Origin of the sequence: Acinetobacter guillouiae CIP 63.46, from assembly GCF_000368145.1 — a bacterium.
In the GTDB taxonomy this organism is placed as follows: Bacteria; Pseudomonadota; Gammaproteobacteria; order Pseudomonadales; family Moraxellaceae; genus Acinetobacter; species Acinetobacter guillouiae.
Genome location: NZ_KB849286.1, coordinates 132,748 through 158,633 on the forward strand (window position 1 = coordinate 132,748; position 25,886 = coordinate 158,633).

Sequence of the window (25,886 nt, forward strand, 5' to 3'; positions counted from 1 at the left end):
GATTTATTTTTTAAACTTAAAAGGTTCACACAACACTTAAGCTTGAACAAATACTTTAGTATTTTCAAAGCAATGCCTTAAACATCAAGGCACTGATTTGTTCAAGATATAAAAATTTGGCCGTTAGAATAATAATTTTTTAGGATGCTCATCGCTTTGTAATGGAACAACGTGGTCATCTTTTAAATCAACCCCTGAAAGTTGTAATTTAAATGAATTACGCATCAATGCCATCAAACGTTGTGTGGCAATTTGAATACTCAGCCCTGCAGGTCGTACATTGGAAATACAGTTTCGGCTTGAATCCATACTGCCTTTTCGCGCTTTCCAAGTGTAATACACCCCCATACTGTCAGGTGAGCTTAGACCAGGCCGTTCGCCTATCAACATAATCAATAAGGGTGCATTAAAACTTTGTGCAACTTCATCGCCCAATGCCACACGACTCCCAGTTGCAAGCACAATCGGCGCCAGTTTCCAGCCTTCAGCATCAATATGTTCACGTAAGGAATTGATATAGGCAATGGCATTCTCTTCTATTGCTCGTGCTGATAAGCCATCACCAACCACAATACATACATCATATTGTTGTGGGTGCTGTTGCACATAAGTCGTGAGTTGAGTTTGAGCCTGTTCCGATAACTCACGGCCCAAATCAGGACGCTTTAAATATACTTCTTTGTCGGTTGCTTTACTTTCCACAATGAGACTTTCAAATTTTAAATCTCTAAGCCGAGCTTGCATATTTTCAGTATCTAATTGGTGAAAAACAGCATCTTTGGCCTGTGCATGTGAGAGTTGAAACTTAAGCAGTTCTTGAGTTGGAATGCTACATCCTACTCTTCCCATCGCAATACGAGCATCAGTATATTGTTTTAACTTATGCCAAGGATCTTCATGAAAGCCATTTGGAAAAGTTTCAAGTTTTGAGAGCTTCATGGTTTACTCTCCTTTTTATGATAATAATTTAGCAAAGTTTTTTGGCATACTGCTTGGCCAATGAATTTGCCGTTGTTCTTGGTGCAAAATTCCTTGCTGATCTAACCAAGCCGAGAACTCAGGGGCAGGTTTTAATCCCATTAACTGACGTAAATATAAAGCATCATGGAATGATGTGGTTTGATAATTCAACATCACATCATCCGAACCTGGAATTCCCATGATAAAGTTAATTCCCGCAGCACCAAATAGCGTGAGTAACACATCCATATCATTTTGATCTGCGTCGGCATGATTGGTATAACAAATATCACAACCCATAGGTACACCGAGTAATTTGCCACAGAAGTGATCTTCTAACCCTGCACGAATAATCTGTTTCCCGTCATACAAATATTCTGGACCGATAAACCCAACCACAGTATTGACCAATAATGGATTGTATTTACGTGCCACTGCATAGGCTCGCGCTTCAATGGTTTGCTGGTCCACACCATGATGCGCATTACTGGATAAGGCACTGCCCTGTCCAGTCTCAAAATACATCACATTTTGACCTATTGTCCCTCGATTGAGTGCTAAAGTCGCCTCATAACCTTCCTGAAGTAAATCCAAGGTAACACCAAAGCCTTCATTGGCCAATTGCGTACCCGCAATGGATTGGAACATTAAATCAATTGGAATATTACGTTCTGCAAGTTGAATCCCAGAACTGATATGGGTTAACACACAAGATTGCGTGGGAATTTCATATTCTTGGATAATATGGTCAAGTAACTTTAACAATTCCGACAAATTATGTAAGTTGTCTGTGGCTGGATTAATCCCAATCACAGCATCACCATTACCATACATCAAGCCATCCAATAAGCTGGCCGAAATACCCAATACATCATCGGTTGGATGATTTGGTTGTAAGCGGGTTGATAAATGACCTTTTAAACCAATCGTATTGCGAAATTGCGTCACCACTTCACATTTACTTGCAACCAGAATTAAATCCTGATTACGCATAATTTTACTCACAGCAGCAACCATTTCTGGCGTTAAACCCTTGGCTAAATTGGCCAATTTTTCAGAAGTTGCATCTTCACTCAACAACCAATTGCGAAAATCACCCACAGTAAAGTGCGCAATTGGCGCAAACAAATCAGCACGATGCTCATCAATAATTAAACGCGTAATATCGTCTTTGTCATAGTCGATAACCGTCTCATTTAAAAAAGTTTTTAACGGGACTTCTGCCAAGGCCATCTGTGCTGCCACACGTTCCGTTGCATTACTGGCAGCAACACCTGCCAACTCATCACCAGAACGTAATGGAGTAGCCTTAGCCATTAAGGTTTTTAAATCTTGGAAAATATATTGTTGCTGAGCAACGCTATAACGATAACTCATAATTATAATTCCTGTTCTGCTGCCTTAATGCTAGCAAATTCTTCTTCTGGTGTGCCTGAAATCAGATGATGACGACTATAAACAAGAAAATAGACAATGAAGACCACATAGATACCCAAAGCGATAAACCAGACTTTAGGATCAACCAGGAAACCCGCAACCACGGCGACAATTGATAAGATCAACGCAATACTGGAAGTAAAAATACCACCAGGTGTTCGATATGGACGATATACATTAGGTTGTGAAATACGTAATTTGATATGCGCCATCATCATTAAAACATAAGAAATCGTCGCACCAAATACCGCAATCAAAATCAGTAAATCACCCTGTTTGGTCAATGACAATAAGAAGCCAATAATCCCCGGAATAATCACGGCTAAATATGGTGATTTATTTTTGTTGGTTAATGATAAAGACGTGGGTAAATAACCCGCACGAGAAAGTGCAAAAATTTGCCGCGAATAGGCATAGATAATCGAGAAGAAACTCGCGATTAAACCTGCTAAGCCAACAAAGTTTACAAAGTTCGCCAACATGCCGTGCCCATATACTTTAACCAGCGCATCCACCAAAGGTGCACCTGAATCTTTAAGTACACTTGCACCTGCTGCACCTGCACTCAATATTAAAATCAAGATAGCAAAAGCAGCCAAGATCAGCATTGCACCAATCAAACCGCGTGGTAATGATTGAGCCGGATCCTTGGCCTCTTCTGCAGCTAAAGGAACACCTTCTACAGCAAGGAAAAACCAGATTGCATACGGTACTGCTGCCCAGATTCCTATATAACCTTGGGGTAAAAAGCTACTCGCACCAGCTTTAGATGAGTCAACTGCAATATCGAATAGATTGGCACTGTTAAAGTGAGGAATCATCGCAACAAGGAATACCACCACTGCAACCACTGCGATTGCGGTAATCACAAACATGATTTTAAGTGCTTCACCTGCGCCTTTTAAATGAATCCCCATAAAAACCAAATAACAGATTAAATAAATTAACCATCCACCCACTCCAAACAAGGATTCACAATATGCACCAATAAAGGTCGCGATTGCTGCTGGAGCGATGGCGTATTCGATCAGAATCGCTGTTCCTGTTAAGTAACCGCCAAATGGTCCAAAAGCCATACGAGCAAAACTGTATCCACCACCTGCTGTAGGAAGCATGGTCGACATTTCTGACATCGACAGGCATATACATAAATACATAATCGCAGCAAAAATCACTGCGACAAACATACCGCCCCAACCGCCTTGTGCGATACCAAAGTTCCATCCAGCAAAGTCACCTGAAATCACATAGGCAATTCCTAAACCGACCAAGAGTAACCAGCCAACAGCACCTTTTTTTAATTCTCGTTGAGCAAAATATTCTTTGGAATCTTCTGTTTTTACGATAGTTGATTGTTCATTTCGAGCGTCCATCATCGTTCCTTTTTAATTTGCCTTCTTTTGTATAAGCAAAAAAAGTGCCTTTCCTTGGATGACGTCAATGTTTTTTGTTCAATCCCATGAACATCACGTCTTGTCAGTTGTTAAAAACTGCTTTTAAATGAATCTATCAAACAAAGGTAGGAGAAAAGTTGAATAGCCCACATCATAGAGAATCGGAAAAAGTTATTGAAAATTGAATAATTAAAAGAAAAATAATGAAATTTATATATTTTATTTACTTTGTTATTTGTTTATTTAATTTAAGATATTATTTAGTATATATGCATAAATGGATTATGCGATGGACTCAAAACCACCTGCTAAAAAACCAACAAGCAAAAATGAAAATTTAACCCCTACCCAAGCAAACTCCCGTTCCCAGCAAGCATTACAATCCGCACTGATTCAATGTCAGCAGGATTTACTCAATACGGCGCTGCTCGCTGCTGTTATTATACAAATCAGAGATCTGCAAAAAAATCTACTGTGGTGTTCAGTGAATACAGATCCATTCGCAGGATTCCAGCAAGATCAGATTTTAGAAACAAAGCCACAACACTATATTTATAGTGCGCCTATTCTTGATTTAACATCAGGGGAAGCCTGTGGTGAAGTGGTTTTATTTCACAGCTTAAATCAAGCAAATATTTTTGGACAATTGGCCGTTACACAATGCGCCGAGATCATTGCACAAAAATTATATACACAGCCCTTTAATCGTTTAACCATTCATGCGTTTTCAGTACCACAGAAAATAATGATCAATGATCAGTCGATCCTTTTAACGCCACGGCAGTTTGAAATCATCTGTATTTTGATTCTAAATCCTTTGGGCTTAACCCTAGAACAGCTACATATTTATCTCTATGGCGATGAACAGATCAGTTTAAATACGCTTAAATCTGAGATTTCTTATTTAAAAAATAAGGTTGGCGAATTAATCTGTGCAAGAACCTATCAAATACAGGCAGAAATTCATGCGGATTTTAAAGAGTTGGAAGATGCTGTCGATGCCGGTTATCTTGATACAGTCAAGCAACTGTACCAAGGTGATTTCTTTATAAAAACCAAAAGCCCTTTTCTAAACAATTGGCAGCAGATTCTAAGTATGAGGATCAATAATCTACTTGTATGAACATCCTTGGCTTGCGATCGATTAATACCTATCTCAACATGTCATTCTCAAAGCTCTACTCTCGAAATAACATTCTAAAATCCAATTTGACAGATCCATCTTTAAAAATAATGTACAAAGCCTAAACCTATTTTCTGCCAATCAAGTTGGTTTTGTTGTTGGTATTCCCAATTGACGTTTAATGAATTTTGACGATTGAGCGAATATTGCAGTGTGCTCTGGATACGTAAATTCCACTCACTTGAATCTTGCCAATAGGGTAATTCAACTTGAACAATACTGTTTAAGCGATCTGACCATACATTTTGACAGCCCAATGTTGGTCCTAGTCCAACACGCCAGCCTTTATCCAATGATGTACCTGCTTGAAGCTGTGTTTGCAATTCCGCATAACAGAGATGCTTACGATCATCATCTGCAAGGGTATAACCAGATTGGGCTTTTGCACTGACCACGCCATGTTGTTGCTGGTCAGTAAATTGTCCATTTTGAATGGCTTCTTGCTGCCAACCCAAAGTAAAACCCCATGTTATTGGCATTTTAAACGGGGTAATGGGGTTATAAGAGTTTACTGTTAATAAGTCGAGATGTTCGAGTTTAAGACGATCATCTCGCCATTGTGCTGCACCATCTAGAAACAACAATTGTGTGCCTGTACGGAAACCGCCCTGTGGATCTTTTAGTTCGTGATAGGCCTGACGATGACCAATTTGTACAAATTTTTCATCCTGAACCTCACCCGCTTCAACGGACCACTTACGTGAATCATGTCCATTGACTGGATCAACTTTCGGACGCACAGGTGCTAAACGCTGTTTCTCTATAGGGATTTGACTACGTAAGCCTAGCAGTTGTCTAAAACGCGGTTGAGTAAAGCTTGCATCGACCTGACGAGCAACGAATTGTAAATATAAATCGTCATAGGCCATTTCTAATATTTTTGCACGATCTTGATCATCGTAATCAGCGATAGCCGCTTGCATCTGTTGTGGTTCTAATAGCGCAATTGCATGAGCTTTTTTTGCCAAAGCATGACCATGTTGTTTGGCCTGCGAATTTAATTGTGTTTCTAATGCTGGACGATATACCGCTTCTCGTACTAATCCCTGTTGCTCTACGGCTTTAATGGTTTCAATCGGGATCGCTGCATATGTAAATTGCTTGCGTAAATTCGAACTTGGACGGACTAAATCAATCAACCCCAATAAACGATAGGCACAATTATCGCTGACAAAATAATAAGGAAAACTGACTTTTTGCATTTCCCAAATATGTTTTACCAAAAAAGCGGTCTCTTCAGGATTTAAATTCAGTTCATATTCCCAAAGATTACGGCTTTCAAAATCACCATATTCTTTCACCTTGCGATAATAAGGCATTAAAGAATATTCACCAGGATATTTCCCAACTAACCCTTTCCATGCATAAGACCAATTGTCATCGCTGTTTACTGTGGCTGCATAATTCACAGCATAAGAGACTAAGTTGAGCTGCTTTTGATCTTTAGGATCGAGACGAAGCAAGGTATGTCCAAACATTGAGCTTGGATTGCCCATAAAATCAGTCGCATAAATTAAAGTCACTTGGTAGGGTTTGATTTGTGCATACCATTGATCAAACTCAGTACAGGACACAACGGGTAATTGTTGTTGTGAAATATTCAGTTGTTGCATCAGCCATTGACTACGTGCAGGAAATTTACAACGAATGGATTGATTGTCATCGGCGACTTGAAATAGTGCAGTGATATCTGCATTCATTTCATTTTGGATGTTCTGTCGACCATCTTGAGCAAAGAAATAACCTGAATAACTGACTTCGCTTTGATTTGTGTTTTTGTGACCTGCATTTTTGTGATTTAAGTCTTTAGCAGAGGTATCTTCTGCATAAAGTAAACGTTTCCATGTAATATGACTGGCTAATTGTTTTTGTTGTGCTAGTTTTAATGCGTTTTCTAATGCCTGCTGATTCTCTAAAAGTGATTCCGCATGCAAATGAACGGTAAACAATGAACTGAGTAAGCTTAAACTAAGTGCTAAATATTTCATTCAATCATCAATTTATATAGATATATTATAAAACTGCGCAATTAAAAAATGTCGGCTCAATACAAAAGTTCGCCCAATGTTCACTCATGCTTGATTCATTTTTCAATAATATGTGTTTGATAAAATTTAAATAAAAAAAACCCTGCAACAAGACAGGGTTTTTGACGCAATTAAACGTAAGCTTTTAATACTTCGTCTTTTGCCATCACTTGTTGAAGTGAAGCTAATACTTGTAGAGAATTTTGATTTTCTGCTGAATAAATACTTGCAAAGTTTGACTTCGCTACAGCATTAAAACGTGCTTTATCTGCATCTTTAACGTTTAACAATGAAGCAAGTACGTTAAGACTTTCACCTTGTCCTACAGCCATATCACGTGCAAGTGCTTCTGAGTTTTCATTGGTAAAGGTCACAACTTGCGCAGTCACTTTACCATTGCCATTACAACCTAAAGTACCAAACGTAATACCTAATAATTGGTTAGTTAAAAGACCATTGGTGGTTGCCGCTAAAATCTTAGGTATTTTTCCAGATTGACCAGCCCAAACTTGCGATCCTAAACCACAACCCACATCTGGATCAGCCATAGCAACACTTGAACCCGCAGCCAATACAGCAGCCAAAGCGATTTTTTTTAACATATAATTCTCCAGAATTTTCATATGCATTGTTTTAATTCAACATATGTAAATTGTTATTTTCCTTAATGTGTAAGTTTGATTACACCTATTTAGATTTATCACATAAATTTAGATAAGCAAATCTAAATATGACAATTACGGAATTATTTATTGTACTTTTTTAGTGACCATTCACCCTTTTTATTGCGATCTCCGAGAATTTCAAGTACTAAAACCAGACTCAAAAGTAACAGTAAATACCACGAGCCAAGCTTACCCCACCCCACCATATGCCATGCATCCACCTGACTCGGGTACAACCAAATTTTATTAAAAGTACTAATATTTTCAGCAACCCAAATTATAAATGCCAAAACAACTAATACCGGTAACATCGGAAGCTGAAATTCATGCTGTTGTAATTTAAAGCGAATTTTTGTTTTCCAAAAAATTACCACACTCCAAATGAACAATACATTACGAAAATCTGGAATAAAGAATTTGCTCATAAAATTGATATATGACAATACTGCCAGACTCAACATATTGGCAAAACTAGGCAAATTTAAAAAAGAAACCTGATACAAACGCAGTGAGCGTGCAAAAAAACTACCGACTGCCGAATACATAAATCCTGCAAATAAAGGCACGGTCAAAAGTTTAAAAACGGCAGGTTGCGGATATTGCCAAGAGGCAATTTGTGGGTGTGTTAAAAATATTTCCATACCCATGGCCATGATATGAAATAAAGCAATAACTTTCGCTTCTGCCCACGATTCTAGTTTTAAATACAATAAGCAGGCTTGAATGATCAACGCATAAAACAATAAACAGTCATAACGAAACAAACCATAAAATTCATGACTGCCCATACTTGCCGTAATGACAAATGCAATCAACAATAAAATACCAAATAAGGCAGCCGACGCTGCCTTAAATAGAAATTCATATAATGCTTTAAAATAGATCATAAATGCATTTACAACAATAAGTTAACCTAAAAATTTGGCACTGTATTGGTGTACAGTGTCAATAAATGCTTTTGGTTTTTCAGGGTCAACCCATTGTGTAATACCATGACCTAAATTGGCGATATAACCTGTTTTCTCACCATTGGCATAAGCATCATCCAACATAGCTTTGGTTGCTTTCTCAATAGAATCAGCTGAACCATACAATGTTGCAGGATCTAGATTTCCTTGTAGCGCTGCTCGTCCATTGACTGTTTGGCGAGCCACGTTTAATGGGGTTGTCCAATCTAAACCAAATGCATCTGCACCTGTAGCAATCATTGGCTCTAACCATTGACCACCGCCTTTGGTAAATAAGATCACAGGTACTTTACGCCCTTCATGCTCTCGTTTTAGTCCTGCAACAATTTTCTGCATATATTTGAGTGAAAATTCTAGATATTCACGATGCGCTAATGCGCCACCCCAGCTATCAAAAATTTGTACAGCTTGAGCACCAGCCTCAATTTGAGCATTTAAATAGTCAATTACAGCATCGGCTAAACGATCTAATAAAGCATGTAAAACTTCAGGTTGTGCATACATCATCTGTTTGGTAAAACGGAAGTCTTTGCTTGAACCACCTTCCACCATGTAGGTTGCCAAGGTCCACGGACTTCCCGAAAAACCAATTAAAGGCACTTGACCACTCAAAGCCGAACGAATGGTTGAAACCGCATTCATCACATAAGCCAGATCAGATTTGGCATCGAATTTGGGTAAATTTGCCACATCCTGTTCAGTACGAACTGTTTTATGGAATTTAGGGCCTTCACCTGTTTCGAAATAAAGCCCTAAACCTAAAGCATCGGGAACAGTCAAAATGTCTGAAAATAGAATTGCGGCATCAAGCTCATAACGGCGCAAAGGCTGTAAAGTCACTTCACAAGCAAATTCTGTATTTTTACAAAGAGAAAGAAAATCACCTGCTTTCGCACGTGTTTCACGATATTCTGGTAAATAACGTCCAGCCTGACGCATCATCCAAACTGGAGTCGTATCTACAGGTTCACGCAATAAGGCACGTAGAAAACGATCATTTTTTAAGGTCGTCATTTACTTTCCCAATCAAAAATTAAATTCGCCCCATCATAGCAAAAAGGCCTGCAACATAACCATTTCTAGAAAATTTTTCTCAATAAAGTTTAGGGTCTGTTGACATTTCATAAATGGCTTGCGTTGTAGGTTAAAATTGAGCATGAGACGTATACGTCGTAAAGCATGAATGAGAATAGCGAGACTATTTTCGAGTTTCATAACGTAGGCTGAGATAATTTTAGCCACAACCCTGAGCAAGAACAAAGCACTGCTTTGTTTGCAGCGCAAGGCGCAGCGGGGGACTAGCGTGTTTTTTGCCGCTACGTGTTACCTTGCGAAACGATGTTTCTTATCATTTAGAATGACTAAATTTCATACTCCGTGCCTAGTATCGCCTAAAAAACACACGTAGTCGCAAACGTAGACGAATTGTCAACAGACCCGATTTTATAACTTTGATTTAAATTTCGTTTGGTATACGAAAATAAAACAAAACCAGCTGACAGGGAAAATGTCTATAGAAAAAAATGATTAACACAAAACAAATACTGCAACACCTTATAATTTCTGCAATACTTACCCAGATTTTTAGTCATAAATTATGAATAATTCTTAAGGTTGATCTACATGTTCGTTCGCTCAATTCTTGCTTTGAGTTTAAGCTGTTTATTAACAGGTACAGCTTTTGCTGCATCTACAGCTGAGCAACCTCTAACGCCTAAAAAAGTTGCTGCTCCCGTTGAAGATCCTATTGATCCACTTGCTATTGACAGTTCTGCTTCAAGTGTAGAAACACAGATAAGCCAGCAAGAGCAACAAGACTTAGACAAAGCTGCAAACACGCTACAAAATTTAGAAAAAACTGAGGATAAAAACTCAGGTACTGCTATTGCCCCATCGGCTCCACAGACCACGACTGCAAAAACGGCAAGCAATCCCAACGCGCCTAAAGCATCTTGGACTTTAGATGGAATCAACAATGCAGAATGGTACGAAAATATTGGCAAGGGTCAATTCCCTGTCTATGCTCGTGCCCATGTCATGTTAAATAATGCACATGCTTCACCTGGTGCAATTGATGGTTCAAGCGGTATGAATACGCTGAAAGCCATTGCTTCATTCCAACAAATGAATGGCATTAAACCAACGGGTGAGCTGACCAAAGAAACTTGGGATGCATTAATTTCTCAACAAGGCAATAAGCCTGCTTTTGTGGAATACACGATAACTGCTGAAGATCTAAAAGGTCCTTATGCAAAATCAATTCCACGTGATTATGCTTTACAAGCAAAAATGCCAGGTTTGTATTACACCCGTGTCACCGAAATGCTGGGTGAAAAATTCCATATGGATGAAGAGTTCTTAAAGAAACTTAATCCTAAAGCAACATTTAACAAAGTTGGTGAAAAGATCGTTGTCACCAATATCCGTAACGAATTGCCTGAAAATATCCATTTAATTGTGGCGCATAAAGGCGCGAAACAATTGTATTTATTTAATGCGCAAAACCAAATGGTCGGCTCATTCCCTGCCACGATTGGTAGTTCTGATACGCCATCGCCAACAGGAACGTATAAAGTTACTGGTGTTGCACGCAACCCTTGGTATAGTTACTCGCCAAGTAACTTTGTACAAGGCAAAAACTTAAAACCATTATCATTACCACCTGGTCCAAATGCCCCTGTAGGGAATATCTGGATTGGCTTGAGTAAGAAATCATTTGGTATTCATGGTACGCCAAACCCATCTGCAATTTCGAAAACAGCTTCACATGGTTGTATTCGTTTGACCAACTGGGATGCCAATGACTTAGGTAAAAAAGTTAAATCAGGTGTAACGGTTAAATTCCTAGAATAATCTTATACTTGATGAAATGAAAACCAGTGTGCATACACTGGTTTTTTTATTGCAAAAGATAAAAAACTGATCGTTCTAAAAACAAAACAATATGTTGCTATTTTGCTATTTCATCCCAATTACTTAAATATTAATATTCACTCATGTTAAAAAATAAAGAATTGGAGACTTGAGATGAATACTTTTTTACATCACAGCGAAAACCGTGGTCACGTAAAAATGGGTTGGTTAGACACCAAACATAGTTTCTCTTTTGGTAGCTGGTACGATCCTAAATATATGGGTGTTGGTTCTTTACGTGTAATCAATGATGATACCATTGCAGCACATAAAGGTTTCGGTACTCATCCACATGACAATATGGAAATTTTGACCTGTGTGCTCAAAGGTACCATTTCACACAAAGACAGCATGGGAAATGAACGTCATATCCATGCCGGTGAATGGCAATTGATGAGTGCGGGTACAGGTGTACAACACAGTGAAATCAACCAAGGTGATGAAGCCGTTCATATGCTACAAATTTGGGTGATTCCAAATGTTCAAGATGCTGAACCGAATTATCAACAAATTGAACGTGATCCTAAAAAATCACCTAATGAATGGCAATTGATTGTGGGGCCAAATGACAATGCGCCGATGCATATTCGTCAAGATGCTGAAATTAAAGCGGCATATTTGGAAAAAGGTCACACACTTGAAGTGAAAGCAACCCAAAAATTTAACTATGTACATGTGATCGAAGGTGAGATTGATATTGCCGGTCAAGTCGTTAAAGCAGGTGATGCTTATTTATTTGACGAAGATTCAACACTCACTGCACATGAAGATAGCCAATTTATTTGGTTTGATTTAAACAGCTAATCCGTATGCAATAAAAAACCTCCGTATGCAATATATGGAGGTTTTTTTTATGTCGAGCTTGTTGAATAAGTTAGCAGCAGTGTTTAAGCACAATAATCTTTTTTCTGATCTTTAATCAATGATAGAGCAGCATTCCAAGCGGCCTGAATAATTGGTTCAGCAGCATCACTTTCAAATTGCTTCACCGTATATTCACATATTTGCTTACTCGGATAATGCAGTTTTGAGCTACTCATGGCTTTGATCTGAACTTGACAAGCCCGTTCTAAAAAGTAAATTTCGTGAAATGCTCTTGCGATACTATTACCAGTGGCGAGCAAACCATGATTACGTAAAATCATGCAACGGTAATTGCCCAAATCCTCAACCAAACGCTCTCGCTCTGCGGTGGAAAACGCGATGCCCTCATATTCATGATAAGCAATATTATTATAAAACTTCAGTGCATGTTGCGATAAAGGCAATAAACCTTTTTCTTGTGCAGACACCGCAATCCCGTCTGCCGTATGGGTATGAATAACACAGTGAATATCATCTTTGGCATGGTGTAAGGCAGAATGAATGACGAAGCCTGCGACATTGACCATCTTCCCTTGATCATAATCGGCCACGATATTCCCTTCATGATCAATCTTCACCAAATCTGATGCTTTCATCTGATCAAATGTCACCCCATAGCGGTTAATCAGAAAATGATCAGGCTCATGCGGGACACGTAAACTGATATGGGTATCAATCAAATCGGTCATTCTATAGTGAGCAATCAAGCGATAAAGGGCTGCCAACTGACAACGTGCTTCCCATTCAGCCTTATCAATATGCTTTGGATGTTTCATCCTAAAATCCTTTTTATTGCCAATGTATAAACATCATTACTTTTAGCGAGTGTTCAACAAATTAACAAGTTTTAATTCGTGAATGGCAACTAAAGCATCAATTTCGGGGTTGCAGAATATAAAAAATCCAAACCAATAATTGAATATTGATTTGGATTAAAATTATTAATTATCATATTTTTTATTATTATTTATATTTATCAAATTATTATAATAAAGATTTATATTTTGTTTGTTCTTATTAAAATAAAAAATTAAATTATTATTTATTTTAATTCTTCATTATTGTTATAAAACGCCTTCATTCGTTGTTATAAGAATAGATTTAAATACTGAGCTGATAGAGCAATTTTTTACCCTTAAAAGTTAAATCCTTAATAAAAACAATATCCCTATTATCTAAGTAAGAAATAGCATCATCAATTTCAATGTAGTCTTCATCAATCAACCATGAAATATCCAATTCGTTTAAATCAACCATACCGACTAAGTAAATAGCCTGATTTTTATTTTGTCGATTTTGAATATTTTTTAGAATTTCGCGTATCTTAATCCAGTCTTTCATATTTTAAATCTCATCGTGCTTACAGGTTCTATTATATTTATTGGAGAATTAAATACTAGATAGAGAAATGCCCTATGCGACAAAATTTGTCGCATAGGGCATCACTATAAAAAACCACAATATCTGTATAAATTTCATCCATAAATATGGATAAGAATTTCCCCTACAATCGCTTTAAAATTGCAATATGAAAGCTTGAATTCACGCCCTATATTCTGTTCTCGTGCTTATAGTCAAACAAGGAAAAATCACATCTGCTTGTGGCACTTCTTACAAACTCACTGCAAGCGTCCCAATTTTTGTGCATGTGATTGACCTTTGCAAAATCACGATTGCATATTTCACTCGTGTACAAACTTTTGCTCAATGAGATGTCATACGTAATCCCATTCCCCACAACCAATGAATGCCACGCTTTTCACGGTAAAATCTGCTGTTTAATCATTTGAAGTCACAATCTTATCCCTTTGCCTCAAGAAGACTGCGATAAGGACTTTTCAGCATCACTTGATTCTAGCTTGATCTCATCAGGCTGTTTTTCTCCACGATTTAAAAATAGATTTAATAAAATTGCGGCCAAAGTTGCTGTACCGATTCCACCAAGATCAAATGAACCAATATGTACACTAAAATTACCTGCTCCCATGATCAAGCTGACCGCAGCAATAATTAAGCTACTGTTTTTAGTGAAATCAATTTTGTTATCAATCCAAATCTTTGCACCAGCCACTGTGATTAAACCAAACACCACAATTGAAGCACCACCTAAAAGCGCAACAGGAATAGTACTAATTACAGCTCCAAATTTAGGTGATAAGCCCAACAAAATGGCAAAGATCCCAGCAATCACAAAGACAGTAGTTGAATAAATTTTAGTGACGGCCATAACCCCAATATTTTCAGCATAGGTGGTCATGCCTGTCCCACCAACAGAAGCTGATAAACTGGTACATACACCATCGGCAAAAAAAGCACGTCCCATATAAGGTGATAAATCACGGCCTGTCATTGCAGATACTGCTTTATAGTGACCTAAATTTTCAGCGACCAGAATTATTGCCACGGGCGCAATTAACAGCATGGCATTGGCATTAAACGTAGGTGCAACAAAATGTGGTAGGCCTAACCATGCAGCATTGCTAATGACTGCAAAATCGATAGCTTTGCCAAAGCCCATTACATTGGCAAGGATAAAATATAAGACATATGCACAGACCAAACCCAACAACAATAATAAGCGACGCATCATGCCTCGGGTAAATACAGCAATCGCACTGATACACAGAATGGTTAGAATTGCCATCCAAGTATCAAATGAATTTGCTGAAACACTTTTAATGGTGACGGGTGCCAAATTTAGTCCAATGATCATCACGATTGCACCCGTAACAATCGGTGGCATCAACTTTTCAATCCAACCTGTTCCAGTCTTCATGACAATTAAACCAATCGCGGCATACACTAAGCCACAAGCGATGGTCCCCCCCAAAGCCAAGGCAATATTCGGGTTTGATCCCACTCCAGCATAGCCTGTTGCAGCAGCGACAGCACCAATAAATGCAAAACTAGATCCAAGATAACTTGGCATTCTTCCACCTGTCATCAAGAAGAATAGAATCGTGCCAATACCCGTGATAAATATGGTTAAATTGGGATCAAAGCCCATTAGCAAAGGGGCAAGAACCGTTGCACCAAACATTGCAAAAGCATGTTGCAAGCCCAAAACAATACTTTTTCCAGCAGGTAAATATTCATCAATTTGCACAGGGGTTTGATCTAAATTTCCTGTGTATGGTTTAAATGATGTAAACCATGGTTCTTTTATCGCCATTTTCTAAGTCCCCATATTGAGAGATCAACATACATTTTGAGGTTCACAGTAACTGCGTTTGAAATATAGAAGCGCATTTAAACTTGGGTTGTGACGAATTGCTTTGACCTGACAAAACAATACATCATGACTGCCGACCACTTGACTGGATACCACTTCACAATCAAATGAAATTAGGGCGTTATCTAACACGGGAGAACCTGTCACCAGTTCACTCCATTCAGCTTGTGCAAATCTCTGTTGCATCGGTGTTTTGCCACCAAAGAGATTCGACAATTCGGCTTGATTTGAACCCAATGTATTGACACATAAAACTTTATTTTCAGAAAAAACGTGATATACCGATGCAGCCCGATTGAGACATACCAATAAGGTTGGAGGTGAATCCGTTACACTACACACTGCAGATGCAGTAAAACCTGCCTGCCCTGCATTACCTTTGGTGGTGATCACATTGACCGCAGCACCTAGATTAGACATACCTTGTCTAAAAATAGCTTGATCGATTTCTAAATGGACATTGGCTTCACACGGAGTGTTAAACTCAATTATTTCACCAGTAAGTGCACTTTCCTGTTTGATCATTTGCATCATGACGCTCCCACCCCAATGCGCAAATGTTCATCGAGGTTAAAATTATTTTTGAAAAAAATGATTAAAACGCATAGACAAATCTAGACATGCTTTATCCCACATGTGCTACAGATGCAATTTCTACTAAAGCTTCAGGTTTAACTAGTCCGACCTGTACACAATATCGAGCGGGTTTATCATTGGGAAAATATTCAGCATAGACCACATTTACTGCAGCATAATCTGCCCAATCTTTGACGAATATTGAGTTAAAGGTAATATCATCCATTGTCCCACCTGCAGTTTCGATGACGCTTTTAATGGTTTCTAAAATATGCCGGGTTTGCCCTGCGGCATCACCGACACAGACCACATCATTATTTTCATCAAAAGCCAACGTACCTGAGACATAAACAATATTGTCTGCCTTGGTTGCTGGCACATAAGGTGCTAGGGGCTTAGCTGTACCTATTGGGATCACAACTTGTTTCGACATTTTAAATTCCTTTATTTTTCCTTAAAGCATCTTCGCCATAGACTTCAATACTAGATATGGCAAAAGACAAATAACCAGTTTAAAACCACTAAGCCGATTGACTGAAAGTCACAGAATTTGGCTGTGCCTGTTGAGTATTAAAAGCCTTTACAAATGACGCCGTGTCAGACACCCATCCAAAAAAAGTTTGAATGTTATATAAGGCTGCCTCTTGCGCTGTTTGAGGACCCGCTTGATAACATGCATCTTTAAGCGCCACACCAAAGTATTCCAAGAAAAAACCATCTCTGAGGGTTGATTCCACACAAACATTGGTGGCAATACCCACGAAAACTAAATTTCGAATACCACGGGCACGTAAAATGCTGTCCAGCGCTGTATTAAAAAAGCCGCTATAGCGTGGTTTCTCGATCACAATGTCTTGAGCTTGAGGCCTTAACTCATCAATTAATGCAAAATCCCAACCTCCTTTTGCCAATAATTTGCCTTGTAAGTCAGGATTTTTACGCATGGTTTTTAAGGCATTGGATTTATGAAAGTTAGGAGAACCTAGGCCACCTGCTTCTACATATTGCTGATCCCATCCGTTTTGGAAATAGATCACTTGGATGCCCGCGGTATGTGCTGCATCAATGCTTTTTTTAATATTGGCAACCACAGGTTGAGTGGCTGAAACATCAAAACCAGCCAAATCTAAATAACCACCAATTGAGGTATAGGCATTTTGCATATCAATCACAATAAGCGCCGTTTGTTCTGGTGCAAGCTGAATTGATTCTGGTTCTGCTTTTAAAACTCTGCCCGTTCCTGCATGTGCGGTAAAATCTGTACAGACCAGATGTTCTACAGCTTTAGCGTCATTCATCATACTCATGCGCTTTTCTCCAAAATGGGTTGAGCTGATTGATAGCTTACAACAACCTCCTGACGGCAAGTCATCAAGGGCTGAATACGTTGTCCAAAATCCTCAACCCCTTGTATAAAATCATCAAAAGTTAAAAGAATCCCTTCAGTACCTTGAATTGTAGAAATTTGGTCCAGCATCTTGGCCACATTTTCATAAGAACCGACAATTGTTCCCATGTTGATATTGACGGGTGAAACACTTGAAGCCATTTGACGAATATTGGTATCTGTACCCGATGTTTGATCTTTACCGCCTTGGTTCATTAACCAATTAATCGCCTCTAGATCTGCACCTTGGTTATAGTTCTCCCATTTCGCCATGGCGTGTTGATCTGTCTCTGCGGCAATCACCATAAACAAAACATAAGTTTGTACATCTCTTCCAGTTTGGTCGGTATGTACTTTTAAACGGTCATTGATTTCAGCGTAGGCGGTTGGTGTATTTAACCCTTTACCAAAGACAAAATTATAATCTGCATATTTTGCAGAGAACGCTAATCCCGCATCAGACTGGCCTGCACAAATAATTTTCATCTCTGCTTGTGGCATTGGCTTTACTTGGCAATCCTCCATTTGGAAGAACTCGCCTTTAAAATCAGATGCTCCAGTTGCCCAAAGCTCACGTAAAATTTCGACATATTCAGATAAATAATCATAACGTTTAGAGAAATAATCATTCCCTGGCCATAGTCCCATTTGGGTATATTCTGGTGGTTGCCATCCCGTCACAACATTTAGCCCAAAACGTCCATTTGAAATTGAATCAATCGTTGACGCCATACGTGCCACGATGGCTGGCGGCATCACCAAAGTCGCGGCTGTCGCAAAAATTTTAATTTTACTGGTGACTGCGGCCAAACCTGCCATTAATGTAAACGTTTCTAAGTTATAATCCCAAAATTCAGTTTTACCACCAAAACCACGCATTTTAATCATGGACAATGCAAAATCAAAACCATAATGTTCTGCACGTTGTACAATCTGTTTATTTAACTCAAATGTTGGCTTATATTGCGGTGCATTTTCTGAAAGCAACCAGCCATTATTTCCAATCGGACAAAACACACCAATTTTCATAGCTAAACCTCACTGGACAAAAAATATTCTAAAAAACATCTGATCAAAAATTTAAAACTTCACTCAACTTATAATTATTAATAATGCATAGTGCATGCCACTAAATTTAATGTATTGTTTTTATTATTAAAATTTTAATTATTATTTTTTATTTTACCTTTTGGTAAAATTTATGAATTTCTTAAGTAAAAAATTAAACTAAAATAGTGCATAAATGCATCATTTTAGATCATTGAAATTTCTAAATCGAATTTAACAAAAAATAAAAAACCGCATAAAAATGCGGTTCGATAGCATAACAATTTTCGTTTAATCAACCAGTATTTTAATAAAATAAATAACCTATTAAAAATCAAAATTAAAACCGCAATTAAAACCATAACAAAATCAATATTTATAATATTTTACAAGCACCCTCAACAGCTAATCGAAGCTATCTTGCATATATTTTTTATGACCACCATAACCAATATTAATAATCATATTTGCAGCCGTCATGTTTTTTTCTATATTTCATTTCCTAAAGAAAGCGCTGGCTTTTATCCTACTTTGGCCTCAGATGTCGTCAAAAATATAAATCGTGCAGGACAACGATTGGCAGAAGTAGGCCCCATTTTTACTACATCATAAATCTGCTCAGTGCTGATTATTTTATCTAACTAGCCATTATAGTTATGGCTGCTAAGCACAATTGATTTATATTCATATTTAGGTTCTGGTCATAAAACCTCTTCTACTAAATTTTGAATTAAAATCTGATTGACTGTCTTACTTTCTGTTACAGAGGATGCATGTGCTCCTGTTTCCAACAGTGTTAATACGCCATGCCCCAATGCTTTTTTAAGATCGATACTCTTTTGATAAGGCACTAAAAAATCATCTTTGTTGGCAATATAATACACATCCGTTTTTGCCAAAGCTGCGACATGTTCAGGTAAAATTTTAAAATTCATCAATGCATTCATACGTACCAATACATTGTTGATGGGTGGGAAATCATCGAATCCAGAATTTTCAATATCCTGAATTTTTTGAATATGTTTTGAAATATAGGCAGGCGGATATAGGAATAAAGCTTGTACCCGTATATAAGCTTCAACACCTACATTTTCTAATAAAGTAATACGTGCCTGAAAACACTTTTGTGTATGCGGATCAAGTGCATCCCAAGCATTAATAAAAGTAAGACTGGTTAATGATATATCTGTGTTCTGAACCAAAACCGCCAATTCTGCCCCGATGACCGCGCCCAAAGCATGTCCAATAAAATGGCATTGTTTGATCTGTTGTTGTTGCAGAATATCGAGAATTTGTTTTGCCATATTTTTGATTGAGTATGATGTTGGCAATGCATCAGAATCTGCATGACAACCTTCTTGGTCATAAACAAGCACTTGAAAATATTGGGTTAATGTTTCAATTTGTGGTTGCCAGAATGAGGCGTGCCCGCCTAAACCTGAAGATAAAACGACAATTTCAGCATCTTGCTGAGTAACACAAGGAAAAATTCGATAGCTCATTGTTTTACCATTTTATTAATTAGTTGATTTAATAACAGCAAAAAATATGCCGAATACTTGTTATGTTTAGGTTGGTTTTTTTAAGGCTTTTGATGACCAATGTAAACGGTAGGATTTTTATCCTATCCTTTACATACTAAACATAACATCAGCATATTTTTGACATAAAACTAAAAAGACTCTTGATAAAATGAATCTTTTATTCAAAATAATTCGATATCATAAACATAGACCTACCCATTAAAATTTGGATATTGGATTAAATCCCTTAAATGTATCTTAAAAAAAAGCAACAAGAATGTTGCTTTAAAATACAAAAGACTTTCAGCATTATCCTGATATATAGTTTCAATCAACGCATCCGTTTTAAGTTATAGGTTACCACACCCCAGATTTCAAATTCTTGCCCTTCTTCAATATAAATATTTTTAAATTCTGGATTCTCAGCTTTTAACCAAACTTTCGGTGGATCAAACTGTTTATCAATCATCAAGCGCTTCACCGTGAAATCATTATCAATACGGGCAATCACAATATCACCAGATTTTGCAGAAATGCTACGATCTACAATCAAAGGGTCTTCAATATCTATACCGACATCCAACATTGAAAGCGAATTTGCTTTAACAATAAAGGTAGAACTCTCATTTCGAATTAAATATTCATTCATATCCAATGATTGTTCTATGCTATCTTGAACAGAAAATGGCACACCAGCAGCGACTCGTTCTGTCGCAAGTGGAATCTGATAGACCTTATCATTTTTAGGCTGAATGGTCTGGATATTCATACTAGAGCTTAAATCACTGAGCTGGCCGTTTTTGAAATTTTTCAGTAACCAGTTTTTGATAAAATCTACTTGTGACTCTGGGACACGGATAACTTTGGTCGGCTCACTAAACTGTGCCTTACGCCCAGCATTGGCTCTCGCACCTCCGTGTTCAAATTCTACTTTCTTAGACATTATTTATCCTATATGCTTCATAAAAGCCTGTAAAATCAATATAGCTTGAAAAAGTTACAAATTCAAGTTGACGGCAAGTTTTTTTTGAATAACAATAACTCTATCGATCAGTTTTGATACATCTATTTGAACAAGGACGACAAAGATAATCAATATACTTATCATAAATCAATAATTTAGAATACAGACATCTTGTTAATTTATTGATATTTTTGAATAAGTTCTCTGATCCCACTTAAGCACTTAATTGATTGATTTTCTATGTGGAGACATAAAAATGGCGACTCAACGTGATGCAATTCTTGGTTATGCAGACGAACAACATGCTTACTATATTCGTTTGATTGAAGACAATAATGTGTTAGGCAGCCAGTATGGTTTATTTTGTGAAAATACCAATAGCGATATCGCTGAAAGTATCATGACCACATTATTTTTAAAGAAATCATTTTGGTTAAATGGTTCTGAATTTAGTGATATTGTTAAAGGTTTAGAACCTCTTCCACTTTAAGCTGATGCCAACATGATAAAATTGGATCTGCTTAAATATTCAACTGTAGTTTATGATTTGATATGTATTTCGTGATTAAAATGTCGTTGTATTCCCCTCGATACAACGACGATTTAATTTTCAATTGATCATGCTATTGATTGAGTTTAGATCCTTGTCATAAGTATTAAGCTTTTTAATCAAATACTCACCACCCATTATTTCTTGTTTGATTATTTCTTCTTTAATCAGTCCCCGCTTTATCCATTTCTTGATTATCTTGTCCTTTCATTGAGCTTCTACTGAGCGCTTTACCAGTCACTTATAGAGATCATTGATCACTCATATTCATGAGTTGCTGAAATACTCGCATCAATCCAATCGCCTGTTTATTCATGGCACTTATTTTGCTTAATAAATATTACGTTTTTCAATAATCGTAATACTCAAGCTAAAATGAGGGCGGTAAATATGGGTTATGTCGCAAAGGAAATTGGTCAAAAGAACAAGCTATTACTAAGCTTGTGTTCTTTTCTGATCCCTATATTGCTGTGGTGTGCGGTCAGTTATTTACCTTTTATTTGGCACCCTCAAGTGCAAATTACAGATTCTGGTAGTGTCTCGTATTTTCAAGTTGGCAGCCGAGTTGAAAAAAGTGTGTTCTATAGTGAGGCACAAAATGCGGTCGATCACCATTCTGCACCACCACAAGGTATTTTAGTTAATCCCATTTACTTACCTGCACCACATGAAGTGGCTAAAGCCTTGGTCACTGCATTTACCACACCCCCAGAGCAACCAGATACACCATGGTTTCATCAAAGCTTATGGCACAGTATTAAAATCGTTTTTTCTGCTTTTTTAATCTCTTCAATTTTTGGTATTCCGCTGGGGATCCTCTGTGGTTTCTCACAAAAAATATCGCTGCTTACAGAACCTTTTGTTGAGTTTTTCCGTTATTTACCTGCACCTGCATTTGGCGCGCTTGCTGTTGCCATTCTCGGAATCAATGATGCGCCTAAGATTGCGATTATTGTAATTGGAACGCTATTTCAACAAATCCTAATTATCGCCAATACGACACGTATGGTCGATAAAGGCTTAATTGAAGCCGGCTATACCCTTGGAACCAATAAGCTTAAAAGCCTATTCAATGTAGTAATTCCTGCGGCTTTTCCAGATATTTACCGTGATTTACGTGTCTTGCTGGGCTGGGCGTGGACCTATTTGATTGTCTCTGAACTGATTGGTACGACCTCAGGTATTACATGGTTTATTACTCAACAAGCACGCTATCAAAACTTTGACAATGTCTATGCCGCGATCTTGATTATCGGCGTGATTGGGCTGGTTTGTGATGTGTTATTAATGAAATTGGGCGAGCGAATGTTCGCATGGAAAGCAGGGGCAAAATAATGAATGACTCAACTTTTAATTCAGCTGAATATTTTCAAAAAATTTATGCACGCCCTGTCATCTTAGAGGCCAAACGACTGAGCCAAGTATTTAAACATGGTAAAACTGAACGAACCGTTTTAAATCAACTGGATCTTAAAATCCATAAGCGTGAATTTATTTGTGTGATCGGTCCATCAGGCTGCGGAAAATCAACCTTAAGCCGAGTGATTGCAGGTTTAGATCCATACCATAGTGGTGAGATCTTGGTCGATGGCGAAGCTATTACAGGCCCAAGCCCTGAACGTGGCATGGTATTTCAGGGATATACCCTATTTCCTTGGAAAACGGTTAAAGAAAATGTCATGTTCGGCCCACGAATGAAAGGTGCCAGCCAAATGACTGCGGAAGCCAATGCACGGGAATGGATCAATATTATTGGCCTAGATAAATACGAAAACCAATATCCACATCAACTTTCTGGTGGAATGAAACAGCGTGTTGCCATAGCACGAGCTTTGGTCAATGAACCAAAAATCTTATTGATGGATGAACCTTTTGGTGCGCTTGACCCGCATACCCGCCAAAAGATGCAAAAACACTTAATGGATTTATGGCAAAACATTGATATCACCATTATTTTTGTCACGCATGATATGGATGAAGCCATTTTATTGGCTGATCGTATTGTTGCATTAAAAGCCAATCCCGGTGAAATTAAAGAAATTATTGAAGTAGATTTACCGCGCCCACGTTCATTAGATCTTATGGCAACACCCGCTTTTCAACATTTAAGAGCGCGAGTGGATCAGTTGGTCCATGCTCAGGAAGATGAGCTAGATCCATCACTACAAGACTTACCCAAAATACCGCGTATGACCCAAGTTAGTACGGGTAAATAAGCAGACGGATTTTTTGAGCATTTGGGACGACCCAAATCGCTGAATTCTTTGTTGGACGGCCAACCTTGGTGATATTCATGTCAAACACATATGTTTTACCGCTTGTGGACATTTCTCTACTCTCCAGCCCTGAGCTTCAAGATCGACTCACAGTCGCACACGCTTTAGATCAGGCATGTAAAGATGTTGGTTTCTTATATTTAACAGGAGAACAATTTAAACCTGAGTTATTTCAAAAGCTTTATCACACTGCCCAGCAATACTTTGCCCAAGATACTGCCATTAAGATGCAGCATTATATTGGCTTATCAGAAAATCATAGTGGTTATGTGCCGATCGGTGAAGAACGCTTTGTTGAAGCAAGTTATGATCTCAAAGAGGCCTATGATGTCAATTATGATCACCAGAGCCAAGCAGATCGTCGCCCTTTGATTGGTCCAACACAATGGCCTGATGACCCGATATTTAAGCAGCAAGTCTCTGCCTATTATCAGCATATCAAAGCGGTTGGGCATGAAATTTTCCAAAGTTTTGCATTGGCGCTCGGTCTAGATGAACATTATTTTGATGCACATATTTCCAAAGCCCCCAGCCAACTTCGCCTGATTCATTATCCTTACCATCCTGAAATTCAGGATAAAGAAGGTATCGGTGCGCATACCGATTATGAATGTTTCACTTTGCTCTTACCCACAGCGCCCGGATTACAAGTGCTTGATAAAACGGGGCAATGGATTGATATCCCCCTTCTTGAAAATACTTTGGTTATGAATATTGGCGATATGATGGAAATTTTATCCAATGGTCGATATTTAGCAACCAAACATCGTGTTAAAAAAGTGTCTGAAGAACGCTATTCATTCCCGTTTTTCTTCTCTTGTGATTATGACTATGTAATTCAGCCTTTACTCAAAGATCAGCCTGCACAATATGCGCCTTTAAAAGGAGGTGAACATCTTTTTAATCAAACCGCACAAACCTTTCAGTATCTCAAAGAAAAAGTGGCACGGGGCGACATTCAACTTGAAAATGCCCGCCCGCTTTATTCATTTGGTTTAAGCCAAAATGAGGAGTCGAAATGAACTTATTAGAACTCTGTACACAACTTAAACCAACGGATGATTCAGCCTGCTTATTGCCGCAATATTTATTGGGTGCTTTTCGCCGTAAGAGCATTACCTTTGCCAATGGTTTAACCGATGAAAACACCCTGGTCTATTGGTTTCAATCCAAGACATTTACCATTGATTTACGCTTAAAAGACCCTCAATCAACACCCGTTTTAGAACGACAAGGTTGGGTTGGCGATACCCTTTGGGATGCTCAAAATCAATTACTTTCATGGCATCTCAGCAGTAATTATCAAAATCATGTGCAATGGCCCGAACCTGCAAAATTGTATTCGATTGGCAATGCCATACTTGAGTTTTCACCCAGCCATGCTTATGTTGAGGATTGGCGTCAACAAGCGATACGTGGCATTTATCTTGGCTTACGTTTATTTAAAATTGAAAATACTGAGTTAAATACCAGTTATCCTGCGGATGGTGGCTTGATCCTTTGTGATCATTTTATTGCCTTTGCCAAGTCTCGACATCCCGATATACAACAGGCTTTTAAATCCGCTGAGACTTTAACAGATGCTATTTCTCAGCAACAGATCAGTCTAGAAGCAATCCAAGACTATGAGGTTTCGATCAGTTTTGATCAACAGATCATCGAACTTAGTACCGTCACTAACAAAGTTGGAAGCAAGATTGATCTTGAAAATTTCCAAAAGCTTGATCACAACACACTGGTTCAACAGCGAATTATCGATGGTGAACATTGTCGTCTATATTTCACACTCGATGTATTTCAAGCAGATTTTTGTTTTACAACACTTACGGGCACTTCAACTGCTAGTCAAAGTTGGTTTGACCATGAAAAAAATCACCTTTTCCATCATGCAAAAATAGCCTTATAAGGAATATTGCCAAG

The 25,886-nt window shown here is 38.1% G+C and carries 24 protein-coding genes and 1 pseudogene; 8 read left to right on the forward strand and 17 right to left on the reverse strand.

What is annotated here, in order from left to right; genetic code table 11:
- Positions 1-123: 123 nt before the first annotated feature.
- Genes eutC through eat form a run of 3 tightly spaced genes read right to left on the reverse strand, consistent with a single transcriptional unit; the run spans position 124 to position 3,770 of the window.
- The gene (gene eutC / locus F981_RS19175) at positions 124-939 is read right to left on the reverse strand and encodes an ethanolamine ammonia-lyase subunit EutC (protein WP_004724616.1); all 816 of its coding nucleotides are present in this window, start codon (positions 937-939) and stop codon (positions 124-126) included.
- Between the two features lie 15 nt (positions 940-954).
- A complete protein-coding gene (locus F981_RS19180) occupies positions 955-2,337 on the reverse strand; it encodes an ethanolamine ammonia-lyase subunit EutB (protein WP_004724618.1) in 1,383 nt (460 codons plus the stop codon).
- A gap of 2 nt (positions 2,338-2,339) precedes the next feature.
- On the reverse strand, positions 2,340-3,770 hold the full coding sequence (eat, locus tag F981_RS19185) for an ethanolamine permease (RefSeq protein ID WP_004724619.1): 1,431 nt from the start codon (positions 3,768-3,770) through the stop codon (positions 2,340-2,342).
- A 310-nt stretch (positions 3,771-4,080) separates the two neighbouring features.
- Here eat and F981_RS19190 point away from each other — a divergent pair, with 310 nt between their 5' ends.
- Positions 4,081-4,914 (forward strand): helix-turn-helix domain-containing protein, encoded by an 834-nt coding sequence (locus F981_RS19190; RefSeq protein WP_004724622.1) that lies wholly within the window; start codon positions 4,081-4,083, stop codon positions 4,912-4,914.
- Between the two features lie 101 nt (positions 4,915-5,015).
- Here F981_RS19190 and F981_RS19195 read toward each other — a convergent pair whose 3' ends face one another.
- The 4 genes from F981_RS19195 to hemE all read right to left on the reverse strand — a co-directional run bounded on the left by F981_RS19195 (position 5,016) and on the right by hemE (position 9,648).
- Positions 5,016-6,962, reverse strand: a complete 1,947-nt coding sequence (locus tag F981_RS19195; RefSeq protein WP_004724624.1) for an Lnb N-terminal periplasmic domain-containing protein — start codon at positions 6,960-6,962, stop codon at positions 5,016-5,018.
- A gap of 170 nt (positions 6,963-7,132) precedes the next feature.
- A complete protein-coding gene (locus F981_RS19200) occupies positions 7,133-7,603 on the reverse strand; it encodes a DUF3015 family protein (RefSeq protein WP_004724626.1) in 471 nt (156 codons plus the stop codon).
- Positions 7,604-7,746: 143 nt separating this feature from the next.
- On the reverse strand, positions 7,747-8,553 hold the full coding sequence (locus F981_RS19205) for a DUF817 family protein (protein WP_004724628.1): 807 nt from the start codon (positions 8,551-8,553) through the stop codon (positions 7,747-7,749).
- Positions 8,554-8,574: 21 nt separating this feature from the next.
- A complete protein-coding gene (hemE, locus tag F981_RS19210) occupies positions 8,575-9,648 on the reverse strand; it encodes a uroporphyrinogen decarboxylase (RefSeq protein ID WP_004724630.1) in 1,074 nt (357 codons plus the stop codon).
- Between the two features lie 609 nt (positions 9,649-10,257).
- Here hemE and F981_RS19215 point away from each other — a divergent pair.
- On the forward strand, positions 10,258-11,487 hold the full coding sequence (locus F981_RS19215; protein WP_004724632.1) for a L,D-transpeptidase family protein: 1,230 nt from the start codon (positions 10,258-10,260) through the stop codon (positions 11,485-11,487).
- A gap of 174 nt (positions 11,488-11,661) precedes the next feature.
- On the forward strand, positions 11,662-12,351 hold the full coding sequence (locus F981_RS19220; protein WP_004724634.1) for a pirin family protein: 690 nt from the start codon (positions 11,662-11,664) through the stop codon (positions 12,349-12,351).
- Positions 12,352-12,434: 83 nt separating this feature from the next.
- On the opposite strand, the gene F981_RS19225 is transcribed toward F981_RS19220, so the two are convergent.
- From F981_RS19225 to F981_RS19265, 10 genes and pseudogenes are all read right to left on the reverse strand, one after another.
- Positions 12,435-13,187 (reverse strand): class II aldolase/adducin family protein, encoded by a 753-nt coding sequence (locus tag F981_RS19225; protein ID WP_004724635.1) that lies wholly within the window; start codon positions 13,185-13,187, stop codon positions 12,435-12,437.
- Positions 13,188-13,512: 325 nt separating this feature from the next.
- Positions 13,513-13,752 carry a hypothetical protein gene (locus tag F981_RS19230; RefSeq protein ID WP_004724636.1) on the reverse strand — a complete coding sequence of 80 codons (240 nt, stop codon included), beginning with the start codon at positions 13,750-13,752 and terminating at the stop codon, positions 13,513-13,515.
- Positions 13,753-14,224: 472 nt separating this feature from the next.
- Entirely contained in the window at positions 14,225-15,583 is a 1,359-nt protein-coding gene (rutG, locus tag F981_RS19235) for a pyrimidine utilization transport protein G (protein WP_004724638.1), read from the reverse strand.
- A 24-nt stretch (positions 15,584-15,607) separates the two neighbouring features.
- Complete coding sequence (rutF, locus tag F981_RS19240) at positions 15,608-16,177, reverse strand: NADH-dependent FMN reductase RutF (protein ID WP_016539637.1); 570 nt, start codon at positions 16,175-16,177, stop codon at positions 15,608-15,610.
- Positions 16,178-16,268: 91 nt separating this feature from the next.
- Positions 16,269-16,652, reverse strand: a complete 384-nt coding sequence (gene rutC / locus F981_RS19245; protein ID WP_004724642.1) for a pyrimidine utilization protein C — start codon at positions 16,650-16,652, stop codon at positions 16,269-16,271.
- A gap of 88 nt (positions 16,653-16,740) precedes the next feature.
- The gene (gene rutB / locus F981_RS19250; protein ID WP_085944136.1) at positions 16,741-17,517 is read right to left on the reverse strand and encodes a pyrimidine utilization protein B; all 777 of its coding nucleotides are present in this window, start codon (positions 17,515-17,517) and stop codon (positions 16,741-16,743) included.
- 5 nt (positions 17,518-17,522) lie between these two features.
- A complete protein-coding gene (rutA, locus tag F981_RS19255; RefSeq protein ID WP_004724646.1) occupies positions 17,523-18,635 on the reverse strand; it encodes a pyrimidine utilization protein A in 1,113 nt (370 codons plus the stop codon).
- 542 nt (positions 18,636-19,177) lie between these two features.
- Positions 19,178-19,294, reverse strand: a pseudogene (locus tag F981_RS24270) (malonic semialdehyde reductase); the annotation flags it as partial.
- A gap of 60 nt (positions 19,295-19,354) precedes the next feature.
- A complete protein-coding gene (gene rutD, locus F981_RS19260; RefSeq protein ID WP_004724648.1) occupies positions 19,355-20,155 on the reverse strand; it encodes a pyrimidine utilization protein D in 801 nt (266 codons plus the stop codon).
- 352 nt (positions 20,156-20,507) lie between these two features.
- Complete coding sequence (locus tag F981_RS19265) at positions 20,508-21,119, reverse strand: LexA family protein (protein ID WP_004724650.1); 612 nt, start codon at positions 21,117-21,119, stop codon at positions 20,508-20,510.
- Positions 21,120-21,396: 277 nt separating this feature from the next.
- Between F981_RS19265 and F981_RS19270 the strand changes: the two genes are divergently transcribed.
- The 5 genes from F981_RS19270 (at position 21,397) to F981_RS19290 (ending at position 25,872) form a co-directional block, all read left to right on the forward strand.
- Positions 21,397-21,630, forward strand: coding sequence for a hypothetical protein (locus F981_RS19270; protein WP_004724652.1), 234 nt, complete (start codon positions 21,397-21,399; stop codon positions 21,628-21,630).
- A gap of 450 nt (positions 21,631-22,080) precedes the next feature.
- A complete protein-coding gene (locus tag F981_RS19275) occupies positions 22,081-23,025 on the forward strand; it encodes an ABC transporter permease (protein WP_004724654.1) in 945 nt (314 codons plus the stop codon).
- Positions 23,025-23,906, forward strand: coding sequence for an ABC transporter ATP-binding protein (locus F981_RS19280; protein WP_004724656.1), 882 nt, complete (start codon positions 23,025-23,027; stop codon positions 23,904-23,906). Before F981_RS19275 ends, F981_RS19280 begins: the two co-directional genes overlap by 1 nt.
- A gap of 77 nt (positions 23,907-23,983) precedes the next feature.
- Positions 23,984-24,988 (forward strand): isopenicillin N synthase family dioxygenase, encoded by a 1,005-nt coding sequence (locus tag F981_RS19285; protein WP_004724658.1) that lies wholly within the window; start codon positions 23,984-23,986, stop codon positions 24,986-24,988.
- Entirely contained in the window at positions 24,985-25,872 is an 888-nt protein-coding gene (locus tag F981_RS19290; RefSeq protein WP_004724660.1) for a hypothetical protein, read from the forward strand. Before F981_RS19285 ends, F981_RS19290 begins: the two co-directional genes overlap by 4 nt.
- The last annotated feature ends 14 nt before the right edge of the window (positions 25,873-25,886 follow it).

Coding starts and splice junctions, on each gene's coding strand:
- eutC (WP_004724616.1), bottom strand. CDS start 939: ATGAAGCTCTCAAAACTTGAAACTTTTCCAAATGGCTTTCATGAAGAT.
- F981_RS19180 (WP_004724618.1), bottom strand. CDS start 2,337: ATGAGTTATCGTTATAGCGTTGCTCAGCAACAATATATTTTCCAAGAT.
- eat (WP_004724619.1), bottom strand. CDS start 3,770: ATGGACGCTCGAAATGAACAATCAACTATCGTAAAAACAGAAGATTCC.
- F981_RS19190 (WP_004724622.1), top strand. CDS start 4,081: ATGGACTCAAAACCACCTGCTAAAAAACCAACAAGCAAAAATGAAAAT.
- F981_RS19195 (WP_004724624.1), bottom strand. CDS start 6,962: ATGAAATATTTAGCACTTAGTTTAAGCTTACTCAGTTCATTGTTTACC.
- F981_RS19200 (WP_004724626.1), bottom strand. CDS start 7,603: ATGTTAAAAAAAATCGCTTTGGCTGCTGTATTGGCTGCGGGTTCAAGT.
- F981_RS19205 (WP_004724628.1), bottom strand. CDS start 8,553: ATGATCTATTTTAAAGCATTATATGAATTTCTATTTAAGGCAGCGTCG.
- hemE (WP_004724630.1), bottom strand. CDS start 9,648: ATGACGACCTTAAAAAATGATCGTTTTCTACGTGCCTTATTGCGTGAA.
- F981_RS19215 (WP_004724632.1), top strand. CDS start 10,258: ATGTTCGTTCGCTCAATTCTTGCTTTGAGTTTAAGCTGTTTATTAACA.
- F981_RS19220 (WP_004724634.1), top strand. CDS start 11,662: ATGAATACTTTTTTACATCACAGCGAAAACCGTGGTCACGTAAAAATG.
- F981_RS19225 (WP_004724635.1), bottom strand. CDS start 13,187: ATGAAACATCCAAAGCATATTGATAAGGCTGAATGGGAAGCACGTTGT.
- F981_RS19230 (WP_004724636.1), bottom strand. CDS start 13,752: ATGAAAGACTGGATTAAGATACGCGAAATTCTAAAAAATATTCAAAAT.
- rutG (WP_004724638.1), bottom strand. CDS start 15,583: ATGGCGATAAAAGAACCATGGTTTACATCATTTAAACCATACACAGGA.
- rutF (WP_016539637.1), bottom strand. CDS start 16,177: ATGATGCAAATGATCAAACAGGAAAGTGCACTTACTGGTGAAATAATT.
- rutC (WP_004724642.1), bottom strand. CDS start 16,652: ATGTCGAAACAAGTTGTGATCCCAATAGGTACAGCTAAGCCCCTAGCA.
- rutB (WP_085944136.1), bottom strand. CDS start 17,517: ATGAATGACGCTAAAGCTGTAGAACATCTGGTCTGTACAGATTTTACC.
- rutA (WP_004724646.1), bottom strand. CDS start 18,635: ATGAAAATTGGTGTGTTTTGTCCGATTGGAAATAATGGCTGGTTGCTT.
- rutD (WP_004724648.1), bottom strand. CDS start 20,155: ATGAGCTATCGAATTTTTCCTTGTGTTACTCAGCAAGATGCTGAAATT.
- F981_RS19265 (WP_004724650.1), bottom strand. CDS start 21,119: ATGTCTAAGAAAGTAGAATTTGAACACGGAGGTGCGAGAGCCAATGCT.
- F981_RS19270 (WP_004724652.1), top strand. CDS start 21,397: ATGGCGACTCAACGTGATGCAATTCTTGGTTATGCAGACGAACAACAT.
- F981_RS19275 (WP_004724654.1), top strand. CDS start 22,081: ATGGGTTATGTCGCAAAGGAAATTGGTCAAAAGAACAAGCTATTACTA.
- F981_RS19280 (WP_004724656.1), top strand. CDS start 23,025: ATGAATGACTCAACTTTTAATTCAGCTGAATATTTTCAAAAAATTTAT.
- F981_RS19285 (WP_004724658.1), top strand. CDS start 23,984: ATGTCAAACACATATGTTTTACCGCTTGTGGACATTTCTCTACTCTCC.
- F981_RS19290 (WP_004724660.1), top strand. CDS start 24,985: ATGAACTTATTAGAACTCTGTACACAACTTAAACCAACGGATGATTCA.